This window comes from Nonomuraea cavernae, from assembly GCF_040655715.1.
Classification (GTDB): Bacteria; Actinomycetota; Actinomycetes; order Streptosporangiales; family Streptosporangiaceae; genus Nonomuraea; species Nonomuraea cavernae_A.
In genome coordinates this window covers 1-14,790 of the sequence record NZ_JBFAKL010000045.1, presented here as the reverse complement: position 1 = coordinate 14,790, position 14,790 = coordinate 1, and the positions used below count along the sequence as shown (strand labels likewise).

Below are 14,790 nucleotides of genomic sequence, written 5' to 3'. Positions count from 1 at the left end.
TATCCAAAGGGGTGGGTGCCATGCCGTACGGAGTCCTCCAGGAGATGCCCGGGGTCAGCGAGCAGGAATACCGGCAGGTGGAGAGGCACTTGGGCCCCGACCGGCCGCCCGGCCTGCTCGCCCACGTCGCCGGCCCGGCCGAGGGCGGCTGGCGGATCATCAACATCTGGGAGAGCGAGGACGCGTTCCGCCGGTTCCAGTCGGAGCGGCTGATCCGGGCCGCCGGCCTGGCGGCGCAGGACGAGGGGTTCGATCCCGGCAAGGCCGCCGGGTTCCGCTCGGTCTCCGTCGACGGCGCCGAAATGCCGTTCTGATGGCCGGCACCGAGACCCTGCGAGCCCGTAACGCCGACTTCTGGGCCCGGGCCGCGCCCGGCTGGATCCGGCACGCCGACCGGCAGGACAGGACCGGCCGGCCGCTGGGCGCGGTGGCGATGGACCGGCTGCGCGCGCGGCCGGGCGAGCGGATCCTCGACGTCGGTTGCGGCTGCGGCGGCACCACGGCCGAGCTGGCGGCGACGGTGGGTCCCGGCGGCGCGGCGGTCGGCGTCGACCTGGCCGCCCCGATGGTGGCCGCCGCCCGCACGCGCTTCCCCCGCGACCGGCATCCCGGCCTGGAGTTCGTCACGGCCGACATCGAGACGGTCGAGGTGGTGCCGGGGGCGCCGTTCGACGCGGCGTTCTCCCGCATGACACTGATGCTGCTGGCCGACCCGCGGGCGGGGTGCGCGGCGATCCGACGTTCGCTGCGTCCGGGCGGCCGGCTCGCCGCGACCGTCTTCCGTGACGGAAGCTCCACCCCGTGGCTGTCGGCGGTCATGCTCGGCGCCGCGCCCCACGTGGGAGCGCTGCCGCCGCTGCCGATCGGTGCGGAGCCCGGCCCGTTCGCCTTCGCCGACCCGGCGCGGCTGGAGCGCGTCCTGAGCGCCTCGGGTTTCGGCGCCATCGCGATCGAGCCGCACGAGGTCACCCTGGACGCCCCCGACGAGCCGGACGCCGTGGCCGAATGGCTCATCGAGATGGGCCCCGCCGGGGCGGCGTACCGTGCGACCGCGCCACCAGGGCAGGCCGCCGCGCGGGCGGCGGCGGCCCGGCTGCTCGGCCGGTTCCGTGACCCCGGCGCCGGCTACCGGCTCCCGGCGGGGCTCTGGCTGATCACCGCGTCGAGCGCTGGATCGAGTACGACACGCAACCCGAGCTCAGAGTCATAGCACGACGAGGCGATGCACGGCTCTTCGTGGAAGTCGTCCGGGGACCACCCGTAGGGCTCCACGACAACCGCTTCCTCCGGCTCCTTGGAGTAGACCGCGGATTCGACGGCCTGGGTGCCGACAGCCAGCACCAGGAGTGTGAATCCGGCGATGCCCCAGCGCTTCAGGCGGCGGCGGAAGCCCTCGTCCAGCGGCTCTCTCGGCTCGGCACGGCCGAAGATCGCGGTGGCGACGCCACCGTCGAAGGCCCGCGGCCTGGCGGCGTAACGCGCGAGATCCTCAGGGGTGGGCGTGCCGAGGATCGGGACCGGAGGCCACGGCGACCCGGGTCCGCTCTCGGCCTGGACCGGAAGCGAGGCGACGGAAGCCGCCTCGTCTCGGTGGACCGGCCGGCTACGCGTCCGCGAACACACGATCACGACGACCGTGGCCGCCACCACGGCGGCCCCGAGCGCGAGCCATACCCCACGGGACGTGATCAATCGGCGCACGCCCGGCAGAGTATCCCGATTTGATCGACTATCCCTGCAAATAAGCCATCTTCAGTTGATCATCGGGGCATCCTCTGAGCATGCCCCGGCCCCGGGTCAAAGGTTTCTCTCAGTTACAGGGGCCACCTGGTCACTGGGGCCAGTTCGCGATGATCTCGGGCTTGATGGCGTCGACGTGGCACTTGAAGGTCTTGCGCAGGCCCCGGTCGTACAGGCAGACCTTCACGTCCACCCGGTTGATCTCTCCGTCCGAGGTGAGCCGGAAGGAACTCTTGGCCGAGCAGGTCGAGCGGGGCCGGCTCCATCCGGTGCCACCACCCACGTAGTGGAAGCGGGCACGGGTATAGGCGCAGTGGCCTCGGTGCGTGTCGCGGTCGTAGAGCTTGCCGTACACGACGAATGTCTCGGCGCTGAAGCCGCTGATCCAGACGTCGGCCTTGGCGTGGCCGGAGTGTCCCGCCGACGACTGGACGGGCCCCCAGTGGACGCGGGCGGCCGCCTGCGCCGAGGCCGGGACGCCCGCGCCGATCACGAAGGCCAGGACTCCACCGATGACGAGTGTCTTTCGCATGGCCAGGACGGTAGAAGACGCGACTTGGAGAGATCTTGCATCCGGCTGGAGCCGCCCAACCGGCGTCCCGGCCCGATCATCCGCTGAAGCAGCGGCTTTACGGGGTCCGCCGCCGGAAACCCCCGGTCGTGGCCTGCCGGAGTATCGTCCGGTGCAGACACGCGTCATCGAACAGAGTCTCCGCGATGCTGAGTGACCAGACGATTTCGGAGGTCAGGTTGGGCCAGGAGGAGATCCGCCGGCACAATGTCGGCACCCTGCTCCGACACGTGCACCTGAGCGGCTCGGTCTCCCGCACGGCGCTCGCCGAGCGGATGAGGCTGAACCGCAGCACCATCATGGCGCTGATAGCGGAGCTCACCGCGGCGGGCCTGGTCCGCGAGGAGCGTCCCACGGAGACCGGCCGGGCGGGACGGCCGTCGCTGGTGGTCCGGCCTGACTCCAACCGGGTGTACGTGCTGGCCTTCGACGTCGCCGTGGACCGGCTGGTCGCCGCCCGGGTCGCGCTGGGCGGGGTCACGCTGGACCGCAGGGAAGCGGTCCGCCCGCGCGCCGGGGCCGACCTCGACTGCGTGGTCAAGGTGCTCGCCCAGTTCGGTCAGCAGCTGCACCAGGCGGCGCCTCCGGGGTCGGTGTGCGTCGGCATCGGGGCGTCGTACTGCGGAATGATCCGCCCCGGCGACGGTATGGTGCGGTTCGGGCCCGACATGGGCTGGGTGGACCAGGCGTTCGGCACCGAGCTCGGCCGCCGGCTGGAGCTCGGCCTACCGGTGTCGGTGGGCAACGAGGCGCACCTCGGCGCCCTGGCCGAACAGCAGCGCGGAGCGGGCATCGGCTTCCAGAACCTGATCTATTTACACGGGGACGTCGGCGTGGGCGGCGGCATCATCGTCGGCGGCAAGCTGCTGGACGGCGACAGTGGATACGGTTGCGAGCTCGGGCACATGGTGGTGAACCCGTACAACGGGCGCCCCTGCGGATGCGGCTCACATGGCTGCCTGGAGGCGGAGGTCGGCGAGCGGGCCCTGCTCGACGCGGCCCGCCGGCCCGCCGAGTGGTTCGGCCGCGACGCGGTGCGGGCCGTGGTGGACGACGCCGACCGTGGCGATCTCGTGGCCCAGGACGCCCTGCGGCACGTCGGCGACTGGCTCGGCATCGGGGTGGCGAACCTCTGCAACCTCTTCAACCCCGGCATGGTGATCTTCGGGGGGATGCTGCGCGAGATGTACCCGGGCGCGGCGGCCCAGGTACGCGCCCGCATAGCCACCAACGTGCTGCCCGTCGCCCGGGAGCGCGTACGGCTGCGCATCTCGGCGCTGGGAGACGATGCCACCCTGGTCGGCGCCGCCGAACTCGGCTTCTCCGAACTGCTGGCCGACCCGCTGGGTGTGCTCGCCCGCACGGCGCCGCCGTAGCCCGCGGCGGCCGATCCTTTCGGATCAGAGGCGTCCGCCCTCTCACGCACGCGGGCTCGCGGCCGCTTCCCCGACCGTCAGGATGGGATCAGCACGAGGTCCGGAAGGTGCCCGACGTCTTGATGACGCCCACGCCGCTCTTCCAGACGGCGGCCCTGAACGTGTGCGTCCCTGTGCCCGCGCAGTTGTACGTCACCACCGTCCCCTCATTGGCCCTGATCCACTGCGACGCGGCCATGGTCTCCCACCCGTAGTACCGGGAACGCTCGACGAAGATCCGGTAGTCGCCGGAGCATGAGCCGGCGAATCCTTCGCCCCAGATGTTGGTGCCCACCTTCCAGGGTGTTTTGGCCGTTTCGCCCCCGCAGGCGAGAGCGGCGGAGGCCGTTTGCGCGTTGGCGACAAGCGCGGGCGTCATCGCCAGGCCGACCATCGCCACGACTGCCGCCGTCCGGCGGACGATTTTCCCAGAAAGCATTTTCGCGTCCTTTCCCCTGAACAACGGGACGACTATGACATGGCAGCACTGAATGATCAATAGGGCATTGTCCGGCACCCGGGCGTGGCTTTCAGAACGGCAAATCCGGGCCCGCTCCTATACGGCATCGAGCAACTCCGATGAGTAGTTACACAGACGTCGAGAGTTACGTCGAGACCTATTCCGAGTACCCCGCCAGAGCCCTTCCAGACGTCTGACCAGGGATTTTCAGCGAACGGTAAATGGTCTTGACGGCGACTTACGATCATGTAAGACTGCGGCCAGGATCAGTCTGCTTCTAATCCCATTAACTGGCCATCCGTCAAGGGAAAGCTGCATGGCGCCTTTATCAACAGTCCGCGCAATCGACAATTCTCTCATTCAACTCGAAGTCGAAGGCGTCGAAAAAGACGTTCTAGGTTCGTGGTGCGGCCACGTACGTTACCTCCCTAAATACGGGAGCCGTAACACGACGGCCGATGTGTGGGCGCTCGAACTCGCCCCCAAGTCCTCACTCGGCTCGGGGGTGTTCTCAGTCGGCGGACGAGAACGCGAACGCTTCTCCCTGGCCGGCGGCGAGCTCGTCATCTACGATTGCAAGGACCCCCAGGATGCCCGGTGGGCCGCGTGGCTCGGCCCGTGGCACATGGCGCACGGGATGTTCTACGCCCCCATGTGGGAATCGCACGACATCATCGAGACCTTCAGCCGAGTCGCCTGGACGGACACGCCCGAGGGCATGACCGCTGACCCCGGGCAGCGATTCGACCTGTCGATGGCCCTCTACATGCAGACCGTCGCGGGCGTCGGAACCCTGCAGGTCCAGTCCAAGGCGTCGGGCGCCGACCAGATCCCGAAGTGGCGCGGCTACGAGGCCCGCGCGGGCGAGATCTGGCGGCTGGAGGCCGCGCCCGACGCCCAAAGTCAGCCCCTGCTCATGGTCACCGACTCCGCCGTGGTGACCTTGACCCCCTGGGACGCCCCCCGCGAATCACAGCCGGGCGTCTCGGTGCGCGCGGCCGGGTCGGCGCCGGACGAGTCCGCCGCCGACTTCCTGACCAAGGTCAAGCGTCTCGACTGGACGGCCTGAGTGGACCCGACGTCAGCGGCGGTCATCGTCCTTGGCATCCTCGTCGCCCTGCTGTTCGCAGCCGGGGCGGGCCTCTACCGCCGGATACGTGAACTGGAACTGGCCACGTACAACGGCATCGGCGTCCGCTTCGGCGCGGGACAGGACGAGCAGGCGCGGTCCGCCGTCACCACGCCGAACGGCACCACCCTCGTCGTCAAGGTCAACAGGCAGTGCTCGATCTGCGACGACGTTCTGCTCGCCATCGGCAAGCTGGCTCCCCAACTCCCTGCCGACCACTCCTTCGCCGTGGTCTCCGACGATCCCGGTTTCGACAAGAGCCTCCCCGGCGAGGTCCGGGTGATCAGGGATCCCGCGATCTGGCGGTCGGTGACCGTGCCCTACACGCCCGCCCTCATCATCGTCGGCGCCGATGGGCTGGTGGTGTTCACGGCCCCGCTGGGGTCCGGCGACGCGCTGGTGGACGTCGTCGAACGAGCGATACTGAGACGAAGGGAAGCACACACGTGACCATGGCCGACCAGAAGAGATCGGTCCTCGACCAGATCCCGAGCGCGCAGGAAGCACCCGAAGCGGCGCTGCCGTCCCGGGTGGCGTCAGGCACATCACGCTGGAGTCGCAGGCGGATGTTCGGCATGGCGTTCGGCGTGGCGACGGCGGCCGGACTCGGCGCCCTGGACCTGCTGCCGGGGTCCCGTCCGCGAAGCGCGGCAGCCGCGGTCTACAAGACCATCCACGACACCTGCCGCGGATTCGTCAACGCGAGCACGGTCTGCGTGCCGCCCAGCGCCTACTACGGCTCCGACAACTGCACGAGCACCTGGCACCGGGACGACGGTTACTCGGGCACCTGTGTCAGCATCAACTACACCTCCCACCCCAGCACCTGCGACGGCCGCAACGCGTGGCGCTGGACCGGCGGCAGCACCACCAGCACGCGACGCAAATGCTCTGACGGCCAGTACTACGTCGTGCAATGCGGCAGCAGCGCGATCAACCGGTTCTCGATCTGCCGGACCGCGATCTAGGTGCGTACCACGACGGCCTCCCTCCGCCTGCTGGCGCCCGGTCTGGCGCTGATCGTGGCGGGGGAGGCGGCCGTGCTCGCCGCGCGGGCGCTCGGTGCCGGCACGACCGGCTTCACCTGGCTGGTCGCCGCCCTGGTCGCCGGGTTCTCGCTGTCCGGATCCGTTTGAAGCCTCAACAGCGCCTGGGTGCTGTCCTCGTCGGTCCGGCGAGGTTCTGACATTTCCGGTTTCGTTCTCGGTCTCTTCGTGGGAGCGATGGCCACCGCGTTCGCCTTCGTCGTGGTCGGCTCGCTCATCCGAGCACCGTTCCCCTTACTCGCGCTCCAGATCCTGGTCGCCCTCGCGGCGGTGGTCCTGCTGCTTCAGGAACTCGGCGTGCTCACGTTCCCAATACTGCAGAACGCACGTCTGGTCCCGCAGTTCGTCACCGGAATCCCCTTCTGGGGGTCGGTGCAGTTCGGCATGGAAATGGGCACCGGAATGCGCACCTACTCCCCGACCGCGCTGCCGCACATCTTGGCGATCTCCATCGTGTTCCTCGCCTCGTGGCCGGAGGCGCTCATGGCGGGCGCCGGTTTCGCGCTGGCCAGGGCGGTGATGCTCCTGACGTTCACGGCGGCCCGGAGCAAGATGGCCGCCGACAACGCCTTCTATTTCGAACTGCCCAGGCTGCGACCGCTGTTCGCGATCCTGGCGATCCCAATGATCGTGCTGCTGGTGATCGCTTGATCATCGTTCGCTACGCCTTGGGGATCGTCCTGCTCCTGGCCGTCGCCGGGAAGCTCCGCGCCTTCGGAGCTTTCCGCGACGGCCTGGGGAGCTTCGGTCTCCCGCCGGCGATCGCGCCGGCGGCGGCCGGCGCGATCGTCGCCGTGGAGGCGCTGACCGCCGGGGCGTTGTTCTCCCCCGCGCCTGACCTGGTCGTAGGAGTGGCGGGTACTCTGCTCGGCGTGGCGTTCACCGGAGCGCAGACCTACCTGCTGATCGCGGGCAAGCCGGCCTCCTGCCAGTGTTTCGGCGTCCGCGAGACGGTGTCCGCGTGGACCTGGGTCAGAGCGGCCCTGATCCTGGTCATGGGCCTGGCGTTGCTCGGCGCGGCCTGAGATCGTCGCCGCACGGGCCCATGTCATCGGCACAGGCACGACGCGCTCAGCACAGGCACGACGCGCTCGAACGGCTGAGAGCAGTGGCGCCACGAACTGCTGGAGAGGGTGCATCCGTGAACCTTCGCGACTCGTACCACGAACCCGAACAGGAGGCGCGCGACTGCGCCGGCGCGGACCACGCGCCGCACGGACCGCGCCGTCGCAGGATCGTACGGACCGCGGCCGGGGTGACCTTCGCGACGCTGCTGATCGCCGGCGGAGTCGGGCTCCAGCAGGGCCTGGCCCGTCCGTCCGGCGACACCATCGTGGCGGTTCCGGCGACGCCCGGCCCCGTTTCGGCGCTGCCCGCGAACGGGCCGGTCGGCCGGGGCGCGGCCGTGTACACACCGTGCAGACAGGCCTGCCCCACGCTGCTCGCTCTCGCCGACGGCCGGCAGCACCTGCTCGGCACGCGCACCGTCACCCCGCCGGGCAACCTCACGCTGTCCCCCGACGGGCGCTGGCTCGGCATGCCGACCGCGAGCGGGTACGAGCTCAGAGACCTGCTGGGCGACACGACCCACCGCATCGCCTCCCCTGCGACCGGCGGGACGGACACCGCCTACAGCCCCTGGGCCTGGTCCGCCGACTCCCGGCGGTTGATCCTCGGCTACCACGCGAGCGGGAAAGTCAGCGAATACACCGATGTGGACCTCGGCACCGGCCGGATCAGCACGCCGCGCCTGCCGGAGGGGTACGAGCCCGTCGGCATCCTGCCCTCAGGCGACCTGGCCCTCCTCGACCAGTCACAGTACGGCGAGGGCACACGCACACAGGTGAGGCTGCGTACCGGCGGCTCGACCGTGACCCTCCAGGCGAGCGGAGACGGAGTGCTGTCCGACGCCGACCACGGCCTGTCGGTGCAGGTCAGCGGCGGCCGTGTCTTCCTGCTGGAGTACACCGGGGAGCAGGTCGCGGTCCTGGAGTTCGGCCAAGGGGGCGCCCTCGTGTCGCGCACGCCCCTGGCGGACGGCCACTATGCCGTGGGCCCGACGGCTGACGGCTACGCCGTCCTCCAGTTCCCCCGCGACCAGCGGACCGGACACCAGCGGCTGCTGTCAGCCGGCCGCCTCCTTCACGAGTTCCCCGGCGAGGCGGAGCTCGTCATCCCCGGCGGCGCCCGGCACTGACCGCCGGCCGTAGGCGCGCATCAGAATCATGGGCGTCCGGAGAACAGGTGCCCCGGACGCCGTCACCCTGCCAGAGCAGGGAAAATCAGCTTGCCCGGGCACCTTGGATCTCTCAGGCCGAGGCGATGCTATTCACAGGCCGACACCTCTGACTGGATCTGCTTCTCCTTCTCGCCGAAGGCCTTGAAATCGTTGTCGATGTTCACCTTGCCGTCGACGTAACTCTGCAAAGTGGCCTGGTCGCCGTGCTTCAGCATGGCACCGGCCATACAGTCGAAGATCGACTCCGGGACGTCCTTCGCGTCCGGCGCCTCCTTCATCTTCGCGATCAGAGCGGCCTTGTCGACGCCCGCCGCGGCGGCCGTACCCGAAGTGCCGTCGCCCTCACCTCCGCAGGCGGCGACGGTAGAGACGAGGGCGAGAATCGCGAACGCCATCGCGGCAGGACGAACGACACTCGGAATACGCATGAAAGAACCCTCCAGGAAAAAGGCATGGCGAAAGAACGCCGTGCGGCGTCAGACATTCAGCGATGTTGAACCACCAAGGCGGCAGGAACCCGACGACGGGCCGCTGACCGCGTCACCTCGGTGGAGAAGCTTGCTGATGATCATAACGAACCTGACGGGGCCGATCATCCTGTTGTCGGGATCTTGAAGCACACGCGCCCGGCGCATCACTCGGTGTCATCATCGCTCCGGCGAACGGCGTACGCGCTCGGCGCCCCAGAAGGGTCGGGCTGTCGCGGCTCGACTTCACGCCTCCCGGACACTGACGGCGGCGCGGTGACAGCGCGGGGTCTCGATCTCGTCGAGCAGCGCGATCGCGAAGTCCGCGTACGAGATCCGGCTGGCCTGGTCCCCGTGCTCGGCGATCCGGTACTGGCCGGTACGCGTGCCGTCATGGTCGAAGTCGCCTGCGGGCGCCACGTAAGCCCAGTCCAGATCACTGGCCCGAAGCTCGTCGAGTCCGGCGGCGTGGCCGAGGTAGAAGGAGCGGTACTCGTTCGGATAGCCGGGCTCGTCCATCAGTGGAGCGCCGGACGCCCCCGGCAGGATCGACGCCAGGCCGACCACGACCAGGCGGCGCACGTCCGCCTTCCGCAGGCCGGTGATCAGGGCACGGGCCGACGCCGTGAAGAAGTCGTACGGGGGCACGGACAGGTCCGCGGCCGCGCTGATGGCCGCGTCCTGCCCGACGGCCGCCTGCTCGACGCTCACCCCGTCCGTGACGTCGCCCGCCACCACGCGCACGTCGGTCAGGTCGCTGTGGCGGGCAGGATCGCGTACCACGGCGGTGACCTGGTGGCCACGCCGATGAGCCTCGGCGACAATCTGCCGTCCGGCCCGTCCACCCGCGCCGAAGACCGTGACTTTCATGACGAACCACCTTTTCCGCCAGGGCCGGAGCCCGTACGCCCAGCCGTTTCGCGGACGCTATCGGGGGCCGCGGTTACCCGCGGGATACCGCTTATCGTGAGGTGATGAGGAAACCGCTGCCGGCCGACCTGTTCGACGAGTTGTGTCCGTCCTCGCTCAGTCCGATGCGCTTCGGCGACAAGTGGGCGGCGCTCATCATCCGCTGCCTTGAGCACGGGCCGCGCCGGTTCTCTGAGCTGCGGGTGCCGCTGAGCCGCGTCACTCCCAAGGTCCTCACCCAGTCGCTGCGGTCCCTCGAACGCGACGGTCTGGTCAAGCGCACCGTCTACGCCGAGGCCACCCCGCGTGTCGAGTACGAGCTGACTCCGCTGGGCAGAAGCCTGCTCACGCCGATGGCGGTCGCCTGTGCCTGGGTGAACGAGCATTGGGACGAACTACTCGACGCCCGTGAGTCATACGGCGAAGGCGCCCGCCTCGACCGCACCGGATGACGCCACATGCGCGCCGCCCCTCGTCAGTCGTCATCCCCTTTACGACGGCGGGAGAGCAGGTCGTTGAAAAGGGTGGCCACGCCGACGGCGATGGCGACGGGTGCGGCGAGAGACGGCTGGAAGATCACGACGCCTCCCGTGCCCGTGGCCGCCACGATCAGCAGGAGCAGTTTCCAGTCGGGTTTTCTGTCACGTCCGGTGGAACGGCGCAGATAGCGCCCCATTTCCCATCACCTTTTCGGCCGGCCCCATTGTTCGGGGCCCTTTCTCAGGGTCTCCGTTCCCGGATCGTAGGCCGATGGTTCTCTAGAGAACAACGCCCGTTCAGTCGCACCAGAAAACGACACAACATGAATCCGCCCGGCAGCGGCGAAATTTGGTGCCGTCCCTTTCGAATTAGCGCCGCAAGGAGGCGGGCCACCGAAACAGGCGTTCAGAACGAAGCGGCCACTGTTGTGTGTCCAGCGGGTGTAGCCGGTGAAAGGGCGGGCCGTAAAGACGGTCCTCGTCGTCCTCTACGCGCTGCCCCTGCGTTTCGACCCAGGCGTGAAAGGTGAAGGGGTTGGGCAGCACCCCCCAGCACCAGTCGAGCTTGTGCCCCAGGGCGGCGGCCCACAGCACGGTCGCCAGGGAGATCTCGAAGCAGGCGGCGCGTCCGGGGAAGATCGCCGCCGCCTTCTTCACCTCTGCCGTCATGCGTTCCGCTCTGTCGACCGGGAGCGGGCGATGGCCGAGCCGACGATGTGCCCGTCGCGCGAGCCGGGAGGAGAACCGCAGGGGCAACGCCAGCAGCGTCACGGCGGCCAGCAGGAACACCACGCTCGCCAGACTCGGCCGACCGGCCGAGCCGCGCGCCATCGGCACCCCACTGGCCCGCCACTCGCCTCCCTCAGCCTCCGCGACCTCCTCGGCCGCCCCCGTCTCTCCGGCTTCCGCGGCCGCCCCTGTCTCCCCGGCTTCCTTTGTTTTGTCGGTTTCCTCGGTGGCGGGCGAGCTCCGCCGCGCGGAAGGCGGTGCCGGACGCAGGAGGCCCGCTTCGCGCAGGTCCGCCGCGAACTCGGTGACGTCGGCCCGGATGCGTTCGCGCGGCTGGTCCACGTGCCGATCCGCGAGCGCCTCGACCGCGTCGGCGACGCTGCCGCCGCCCCGGAGCACCTCCCACACCAGGGCCGCGGTGGAGTTCAGCGCGTGACAGTGCTCCGTTCGTACGTCGACGACCACCACACCGTGTTCGTCGGTATGGCGGTAGAGCTCCAGAAGCGTGGACGAGGCCATGGCGGTCAAGTGTCGCGAAGCCAGGTTTCCAGCGCCAGGAGGCGGCCGAACGAACCGAGCGGCACAGGGGCGCCGTGAAACAGGCGGGTCACCGTGACAGCGACCGCGCGCGGGTCCACGACACCGAGATCCACCAGCCTCGAATCCGCCAGGAGCGCGGAGATCTCACGCCGCGCCCGGCGTGCGCCCAGGTACTCCTCCGCCTGATAGGCGCCCTTGGTCGTACGGGACAGCGCGTCGTTCGGCACCAGGTCGCGCAGCGCCGCCACGAGCAGCGGTTTGAAGCGGCCCCGCTCGGCGCGCAGCACGGCGGGCACGGCCAGGCAGCTGCGGATCACGGCCCGGTCGAGGTAGGGGGCGTGCACCGCGACCCCCGCCTCGGCGCCCAGCTCCCTGAGGTATTGCTGGGCGTGCGCGGCGGAGCGAAGTTCGGCCAGCGCGGCGTGGTCGGCCGGGCCCACGCCCTCGGGCATGGCCCTCCTCGTGGCGGGGTCGGTCGCGATGTCCGCGAGGTCCGACCGCACCCGGGGCGCCAGCCAGCCGATGGCCTCCCCCGAGACGCTCCACCACGACACGGCGTCCGCGGGTGAGCCGGCCCCGCGTGGCGGACCGTTCAGACTCCGCCCCAGTTGGCGCAGCGCCATCGCGGGTGACGTACGGGCGAGCCGTGCCGCCCGGGACATGAGCCCGCCGGGCGCGACCTTGCGCAGCTGGGCGAGGGCGGCGCTGTCCTTGACCAGCCGGGCCACCGAGCCCGCCTTGACCAGGTCCGCCAGATAGGCGGGCGAAGGATGCAGCAGCGCGTCGGCGCCCTCACCGGTGAGATGCGCCCCGGATCCGTGAGAGGCGGCCCAGCGAAGGCGCAGCATCGCCCTGCGGTGAGCCAGCGCCCCCGGCGCGGGACGATCGGCCCATGCCTGGTCCAGCCGCTGGTAGGGCAGGGTGTCCGGGGTGCCGCGCACGGTGGCCAGTCTGATGCGCCGATCGGCACTCGCGACCCGGACGGCCTGGGCCAGGTCGTCCGCCGGGGCGGACGGATGGTGATAGACGACGGCGTCGACGGCCTCCGGTGACAGGCGCGCGGCCAGCAGGGTGAGCGCGGTGGAGTCGACGCCGCCGCTCAGATCCGAGGTGACGACGCCGGAGCGGCACCGCAGGCGCACGGCCTCCACCAGGGCCGACCGCAGCGCCCGAGCCCCCTCGGCCGGATCGGTCACCCGCTCGGGCAGCCGTGGGGCGTAACGCCGCACCTCGACGCCGCCGGAAGCAGCGGAGATCACCTGACCGCCCCCGACTTCACGAACCCCACGCAGCAACGACCTGCCCTCCGTCAGCGGCAGCACGTGCGGGCAGACGATGTCGACCGCGGCGGCCGGCGGGTCGAGCTCGCGCCCATGCAGCCGAGCGTGCGACGAGACCAGCCACCCCCCGCCACGGGCGGCCAGGTAGAAGGGGAACTGCCCGCCGAGATCGCTGTACATCTGGATCCTGTCCCGTTCCACCAGGACACACGCGTACGCACCGGGCAACTCGGTCAGCAGGTCGGGGCTGACGCCGTCGATCGCGGCCGCGAGCCGGGCGGCGATCTCCTCCTGGGAGGCGAGACAGTGACCGGCGACGAGCAGGCGGGCGGAGCCGTACGTGGCCGTGGAGAGTTGTCCGCGCGGCCAGAGCCCGTAGGCCCTGACGCCCTCGATCCCCGACCAGACGGGAAGGCCCGGCAGGTCGGGATCATCGCTCAGGCGACCGTCGCGCAGGTGGACGAGGAATCCGGGAAGTGACCGTTCACCAGTAATACTGCGAATTGGCGTCGGCGTTGCCGCTGGAGGCGTTGCCGCGGAAGAGAGCCCTGATGCGTCCCAGATCGATGATGACCGGCGGTTCATAAGCAGGCTCCGGCGGCGGCGCGTCAGCACGATCTTCGGACGGGGTGTCCGACACGGCGATCATCTCTTTCTGGGAGTCCGGCTATGGCTGTACGGACTCTACTCACCCGCGGCTCGCGGCACCCGCCGGCTCGGCAATCCGATGCTCGTGCCGCCGCCCTCAGAAGAACCGCTCCGCTGAGAGCCGCCCGTTGAGAACCGCTCCGTTGAGAGCCCTCTCGTTGAGCCGCTCAGTTGAGATGGCCTGCCAGACCGAGCAGGAGGGCGCCGTGAGTGGCGGCATCGAGCTCGCCGATCAGCACCGGCACATCTCGGGCCCACTCCGAACGGTCCATCTCCCTGCGGCACTCCTCCAGCACCAGCTCGAAGCCGGGCGCGACCGTCCCGCCGAGCACGATGGCGTGCTGGTCGGCCGCGACCGTGGCGCTGACCAGGCCACGCCCCAACTGGACCGCCGCCCGCCGCAACACGTCCAGGCAGACCAGGTCACGCTCCCGCGCGCGGGTGATGAACTGCTCGATCGTGCTCGGTGGTGAGACCTGCCGGGCGTGGCACTTGACGAAGGCCTCCTCCAGAAGCGCGGGCGCCGTCACGTACCCCTCCAAACAGCCCCTGAGCCCGCACCAGCATTCCCGGCCCGCCAGGTCGACGGACAGATGCCCCACGCTCACGGCCCGGCCACGGGCACCGCGCACGTGCGTGCTGGCCAGCATGAGGCCGCCGGTGACATGCGCCGACACCTGGACCGACAGCATGGTCTCGAAAGCGTGGTTGTAGGTCTGTTCGTAGAAGGCCGCCAGGCGCGCGTCGGTGTCGATCACGACCTGGACCCGGTTGCCCGGTGGAAGCGCGAGCGCCTCAGCCAGCAACCGCCCCACCGGCCTCGTGTCCGCCCAGGTCGGCACGGGCTCGCTGGGTAACAGGGTGCGCGCGTGAACCGCCCACGGGACCGCCATCCCGAGGGTGGCGATGTCCGCGCGATGCCTTCCGATGTTCTGGGTCATCGTGTGTACGGCCTCGGCGGTCTCGGCCACCCATCCGTTTCCGCCGGAGATTCCCTGGCCGACCGTCATCATCTGGATGTCGTCCATGGGCTCGTGCACCAGCCTCGGCTATTCAGCCGGAATTTCGTCCTGAAGATCGTTAATAGAGAAAGGTGCCTCCGACCTGCGATGATCGGATTGCCTAGATCACGAGATCG

At 69.8% G+C, this 14,790-nt stretch carries 20 protein-coding genes; 11 read left to right on the top strand and 9 right to left on the bottom strand.

The annotated features are described in order from the left end of the window. Nucleotides 1–20: 20 nt before the first annotated feature. Together AB0I38_RS38955 and AB0I38_RS38950 are read left to right on the top strand one after the other, a co-directional pair. A complete protein-coding gene (locus AB0I38_RS38955) occupies nt 21–314 on the top strand; it encodes a hypothetical protein (protein ID WP_358495004.1) in 294 nt (97 codons plus the stop codon). Further along, on the top strand, nt 314–1,210 hold the full coding sequence (locus AB0I38_RS38950; protein WP_358495001.1) for a class I SAM-dependent methyltransferase: 897 nt from the start codon (nt 314–316) through the stop codon (nt 1,208–1,210). The genes AB0I38_RS38955 and AB0I38_RS38950 overlap by 1 nt, the downstream gene beginning before the upstream one ends. Here AB0I38_RS38950 and AB0I38_RS38945 read toward each other — a convergent pair. Beyond that, on the bottom strand, nt 1,126–1,701 hold the full coding sequence (locus AB0I38_RS38945) for a hypothetical protein (RefSeq protein ID WP_358494997.1): 576 nt from the start codon (nt 1,699–1,701) through the stop codon (nt 1,126–1,128). The genes AB0I38_RS38950 and AB0I38_RS38945 overlap by 85 nt on opposite strands. A 130-nt stretch (nt 1,702–1,831) precedes the next feature. Next, nucleotides 1,832–2,272, bottom strand: coding sequence for a hypothetical protein (locus tag AB0I38_RS38940; RefSeq protein ID WP_358494993.1), 441 nt, complete (start codon nt 2,270–2,272; stop codon nt 1,832–1,834). Between the two features lie 185 nt (nt 2,273–2,457). Here AB0I38_RS38940 and AB0I38_RS38935 point away from each other — a divergent pair, with 185 nt between their 5' ends. Then, nucleotides 2,458–3,687, top strand: a complete 1,230-nt coding sequence (locus tag AB0I38_RS38935) for an ROK family transcriptional regulator (protein ID WP_358494990.1) — start codon at nt 2,458–2,460, stop codon at nt 3,685–3,687. Nucleotides 3,688–3,775: 88 nt separating this feature from the next. Here the strand turns inward: AB0I38_RS38935 and AB0I38_RS38930 are convergent, their stop codons facing one another. Further along, nucleotides 3,776–4,165 carry a hypothetical protein gene (locus tag AB0I38_RS38930; RefSeq protein WP_358494986.1) on the bottom strand — a complete coding sequence of 130 codons (390 nt, stop codon included), beginning with the start codon at nt 4,163–4,165 and terminating at the stop codon, nt 3,776–3,778. A 481-nt stretch (nt 4,166–4,646) separates the two neighbouring features. On the opposite strand from AB0I38_RS38930, the gene AB0I38_RS38925 reads away from it, so the two are divergent. The 7 genes from AB0I38_RS38925 (at nt 4,647) to AB0I38_RS38895 (ending at nt 8,558) form a co-directional block, all read left to right on the top strand. After that, on the top strand, nt 4,647–5,255 hold the full coding sequence (locus tag AB0I38_RS38925) for a hypothetical protein (protein ID WP_358494984.1): 609 nt from the start codon (nt 4,647–4,649) through the stop codon (nt 5,253–5,255). Beyond that, nucleotides 5,256–5,765 carry a hypothetical protein gene (locus AB0I38_RS38920; protein WP_358494980.1) on the top strand — a complete coding sequence of 170 codons (510 nt, stop codon included), beginning with the start codon at nt 5,256–5,258 and terminating at the stop codon, nt 5,763–5,765. 2 nt (nt 5,766–5,767) lie between these two features. Further along, on the top strand, nt 5,768–6,283 hold the full coding sequence (locus AB0I38_RS38915) for a hypothetical protein (RefSeq protein ID WP_358494977.1): 516 nt from the start codon (nt 5,768–5,770) through the stop codon (nt 6,281–6,283). After that, on the top strand, nt 6,284–6,451 hold the full coding sequence (locus AB0I38_RS38910) for a hypothetical protein (protein WP_358494973.1): 168 nt from the start codon (nt 6,284–6,286) through the stop codon (nt 6,449–6,451). Nucleotides 6,452–6,538: 87 nt separating this feature from the next. Beyond that, nucleotides 6,539–7,012: a hypothetical protein gene (locus AB0I38_RS38905; RefSeq protein WP_358494970.1), complete on the top strand. Its 474-nt coding sequence runs from the start codon at nt 6,539–6,541 to the stop codon at nt 7,010–7,012. Continuing rightward, nucleotides 7,009–7,386 carry a MauE/DoxX family redox-associated membrane protein gene (locus tag AB0I38_RS38900; RefSeq protein WP_358494968.1) on the top strand — a complete coding sequence of 126 codons (378 nt, stop codon included), beginning with the start codon at nt 7,009–7,011 and terminating at the stop codon, nt 7,384–7,386. The genes AB0I38_RS38905 and AB0I38_RS38900 overlap by 4 nt, the downstream gene beginning before the upstream one ends. A 116-nt stretch (nt 7,387–7,502) precedes the next feature. After that, the gene (locus AB0I38_RS38895; protein ID WP_358494963.1) at nt 7,503–8,558 is read left to right on the top strand and encodes a hypothetical protein; all 1,056 of its coding nucleotides are present in this window, start codon (nt 7,503–7,505) and stop codon (nt 8,556–8,558) included. 128 nt (nt 8,559–8,686) lie between these two features. Here the strand turns inward: AB0I38_RS38895 and AB0I38_RS38890 are convergent, their stop codons facing one another. Further along, nucleotides 8,687–9,028, bottom strand: coding sequence for a hypothetical protein (locus AB0I38_RS38890; RefSeq protein ID WP_358494960.1), 342 nt, complete (start codon nt 9,026–9,028; stop codon nt 8,687–8,689). A 285-nt stretch (nt 9,029–9,313) separates the two neighbouring features. Then, nucleotides 9,314–9,937, bottom strand: coding sequence for an NAD(P)-dependent oxidoreductase (locus AB0I38_RS38885; RefSeq protein WP_358494956.1), 624 nt, complete (start codon nt 9,935–9,937; stop codon nt 9,314–9,316). Nucleotides 9,938–10,041: 104 nt separating this feature from the next. Between AB0I38_RS38885 and AB0I38_RS38880 the strand changes: the two genes are divergently transcribed. Beyond that, complete coding sequence (locus tag AB0I38_RS38880) at nt 10,042–10,428, top strand: winged helix-turn-helix transcriptional regulator (RefSeq protein WP_358494952.1); 387 nt, start codon at nt 10,042–10,044, stop codon at nt 10,426–10,428. A gap of 23 nt (nt 10,429–10,451) precedes the next feature. On the opposite strand, the gene AB0I38_RS38875 is transcribed toward AB0I38_RS38880, so the two are convergent. The 4 genes from AB0I38_RS38875 to AB0I38_RS38860 all read right to left on the bottom strand — a co-directional run bounded on the left by AB0I38_RS38875 (nt 10,452) and on the right by AB0I38_RS38860 (nt 14,692). Then, complete coding sequence (locus AB0I38_RS38875) at nt 10,452–10,652, bottom strand: hypothetical protein (protein ID WP_358494949.1); 201 nt, start codon at nt 10,650–10,652, stop codon at nt 10,452–10,454. 172 nt (nt 10,653–10,824) lie between these two features. After that, nucleotides 10,825–11,703 (bottom strand): lasso peptide biosynthesis B2 protein, encoded by an 879-nt coding sequence (locus AB0I38_RS38870; protein WP_358494943.1) that lies wholly within the window; start codon nt 11,701–11,703, stop codon nt 10,825–10,827. Between the two features lie 5 nt (nt 11,704–11,708). After that, nucleotides 11,709–13,589: an albusnodin/ikarugamycin family macrolactam cyclase gene (locus AB0I38_RS38865; protein ID WP_358494936.1), complete on the bottom strand. Its 1,881-nt coding sequence runs from the start codon at nt 13,587–13,589 to the stop codon at nt 11,709–11,711. Nucleotides 13,590–13,819: 230 nt separating this feature from the next. Continuing rightward, nucleotides 13,820–14,692, bottom strand: coding sequence for an ROK family protein (locus AB0I38_RS38860; protein ID WP_358494929.1), 873 nt, complete (start codon nt 14,690–14,692; stop codon nt 13,820–13,822). Nucleotides 14,693–14,790: the final 98 nt, after the last annotated feature.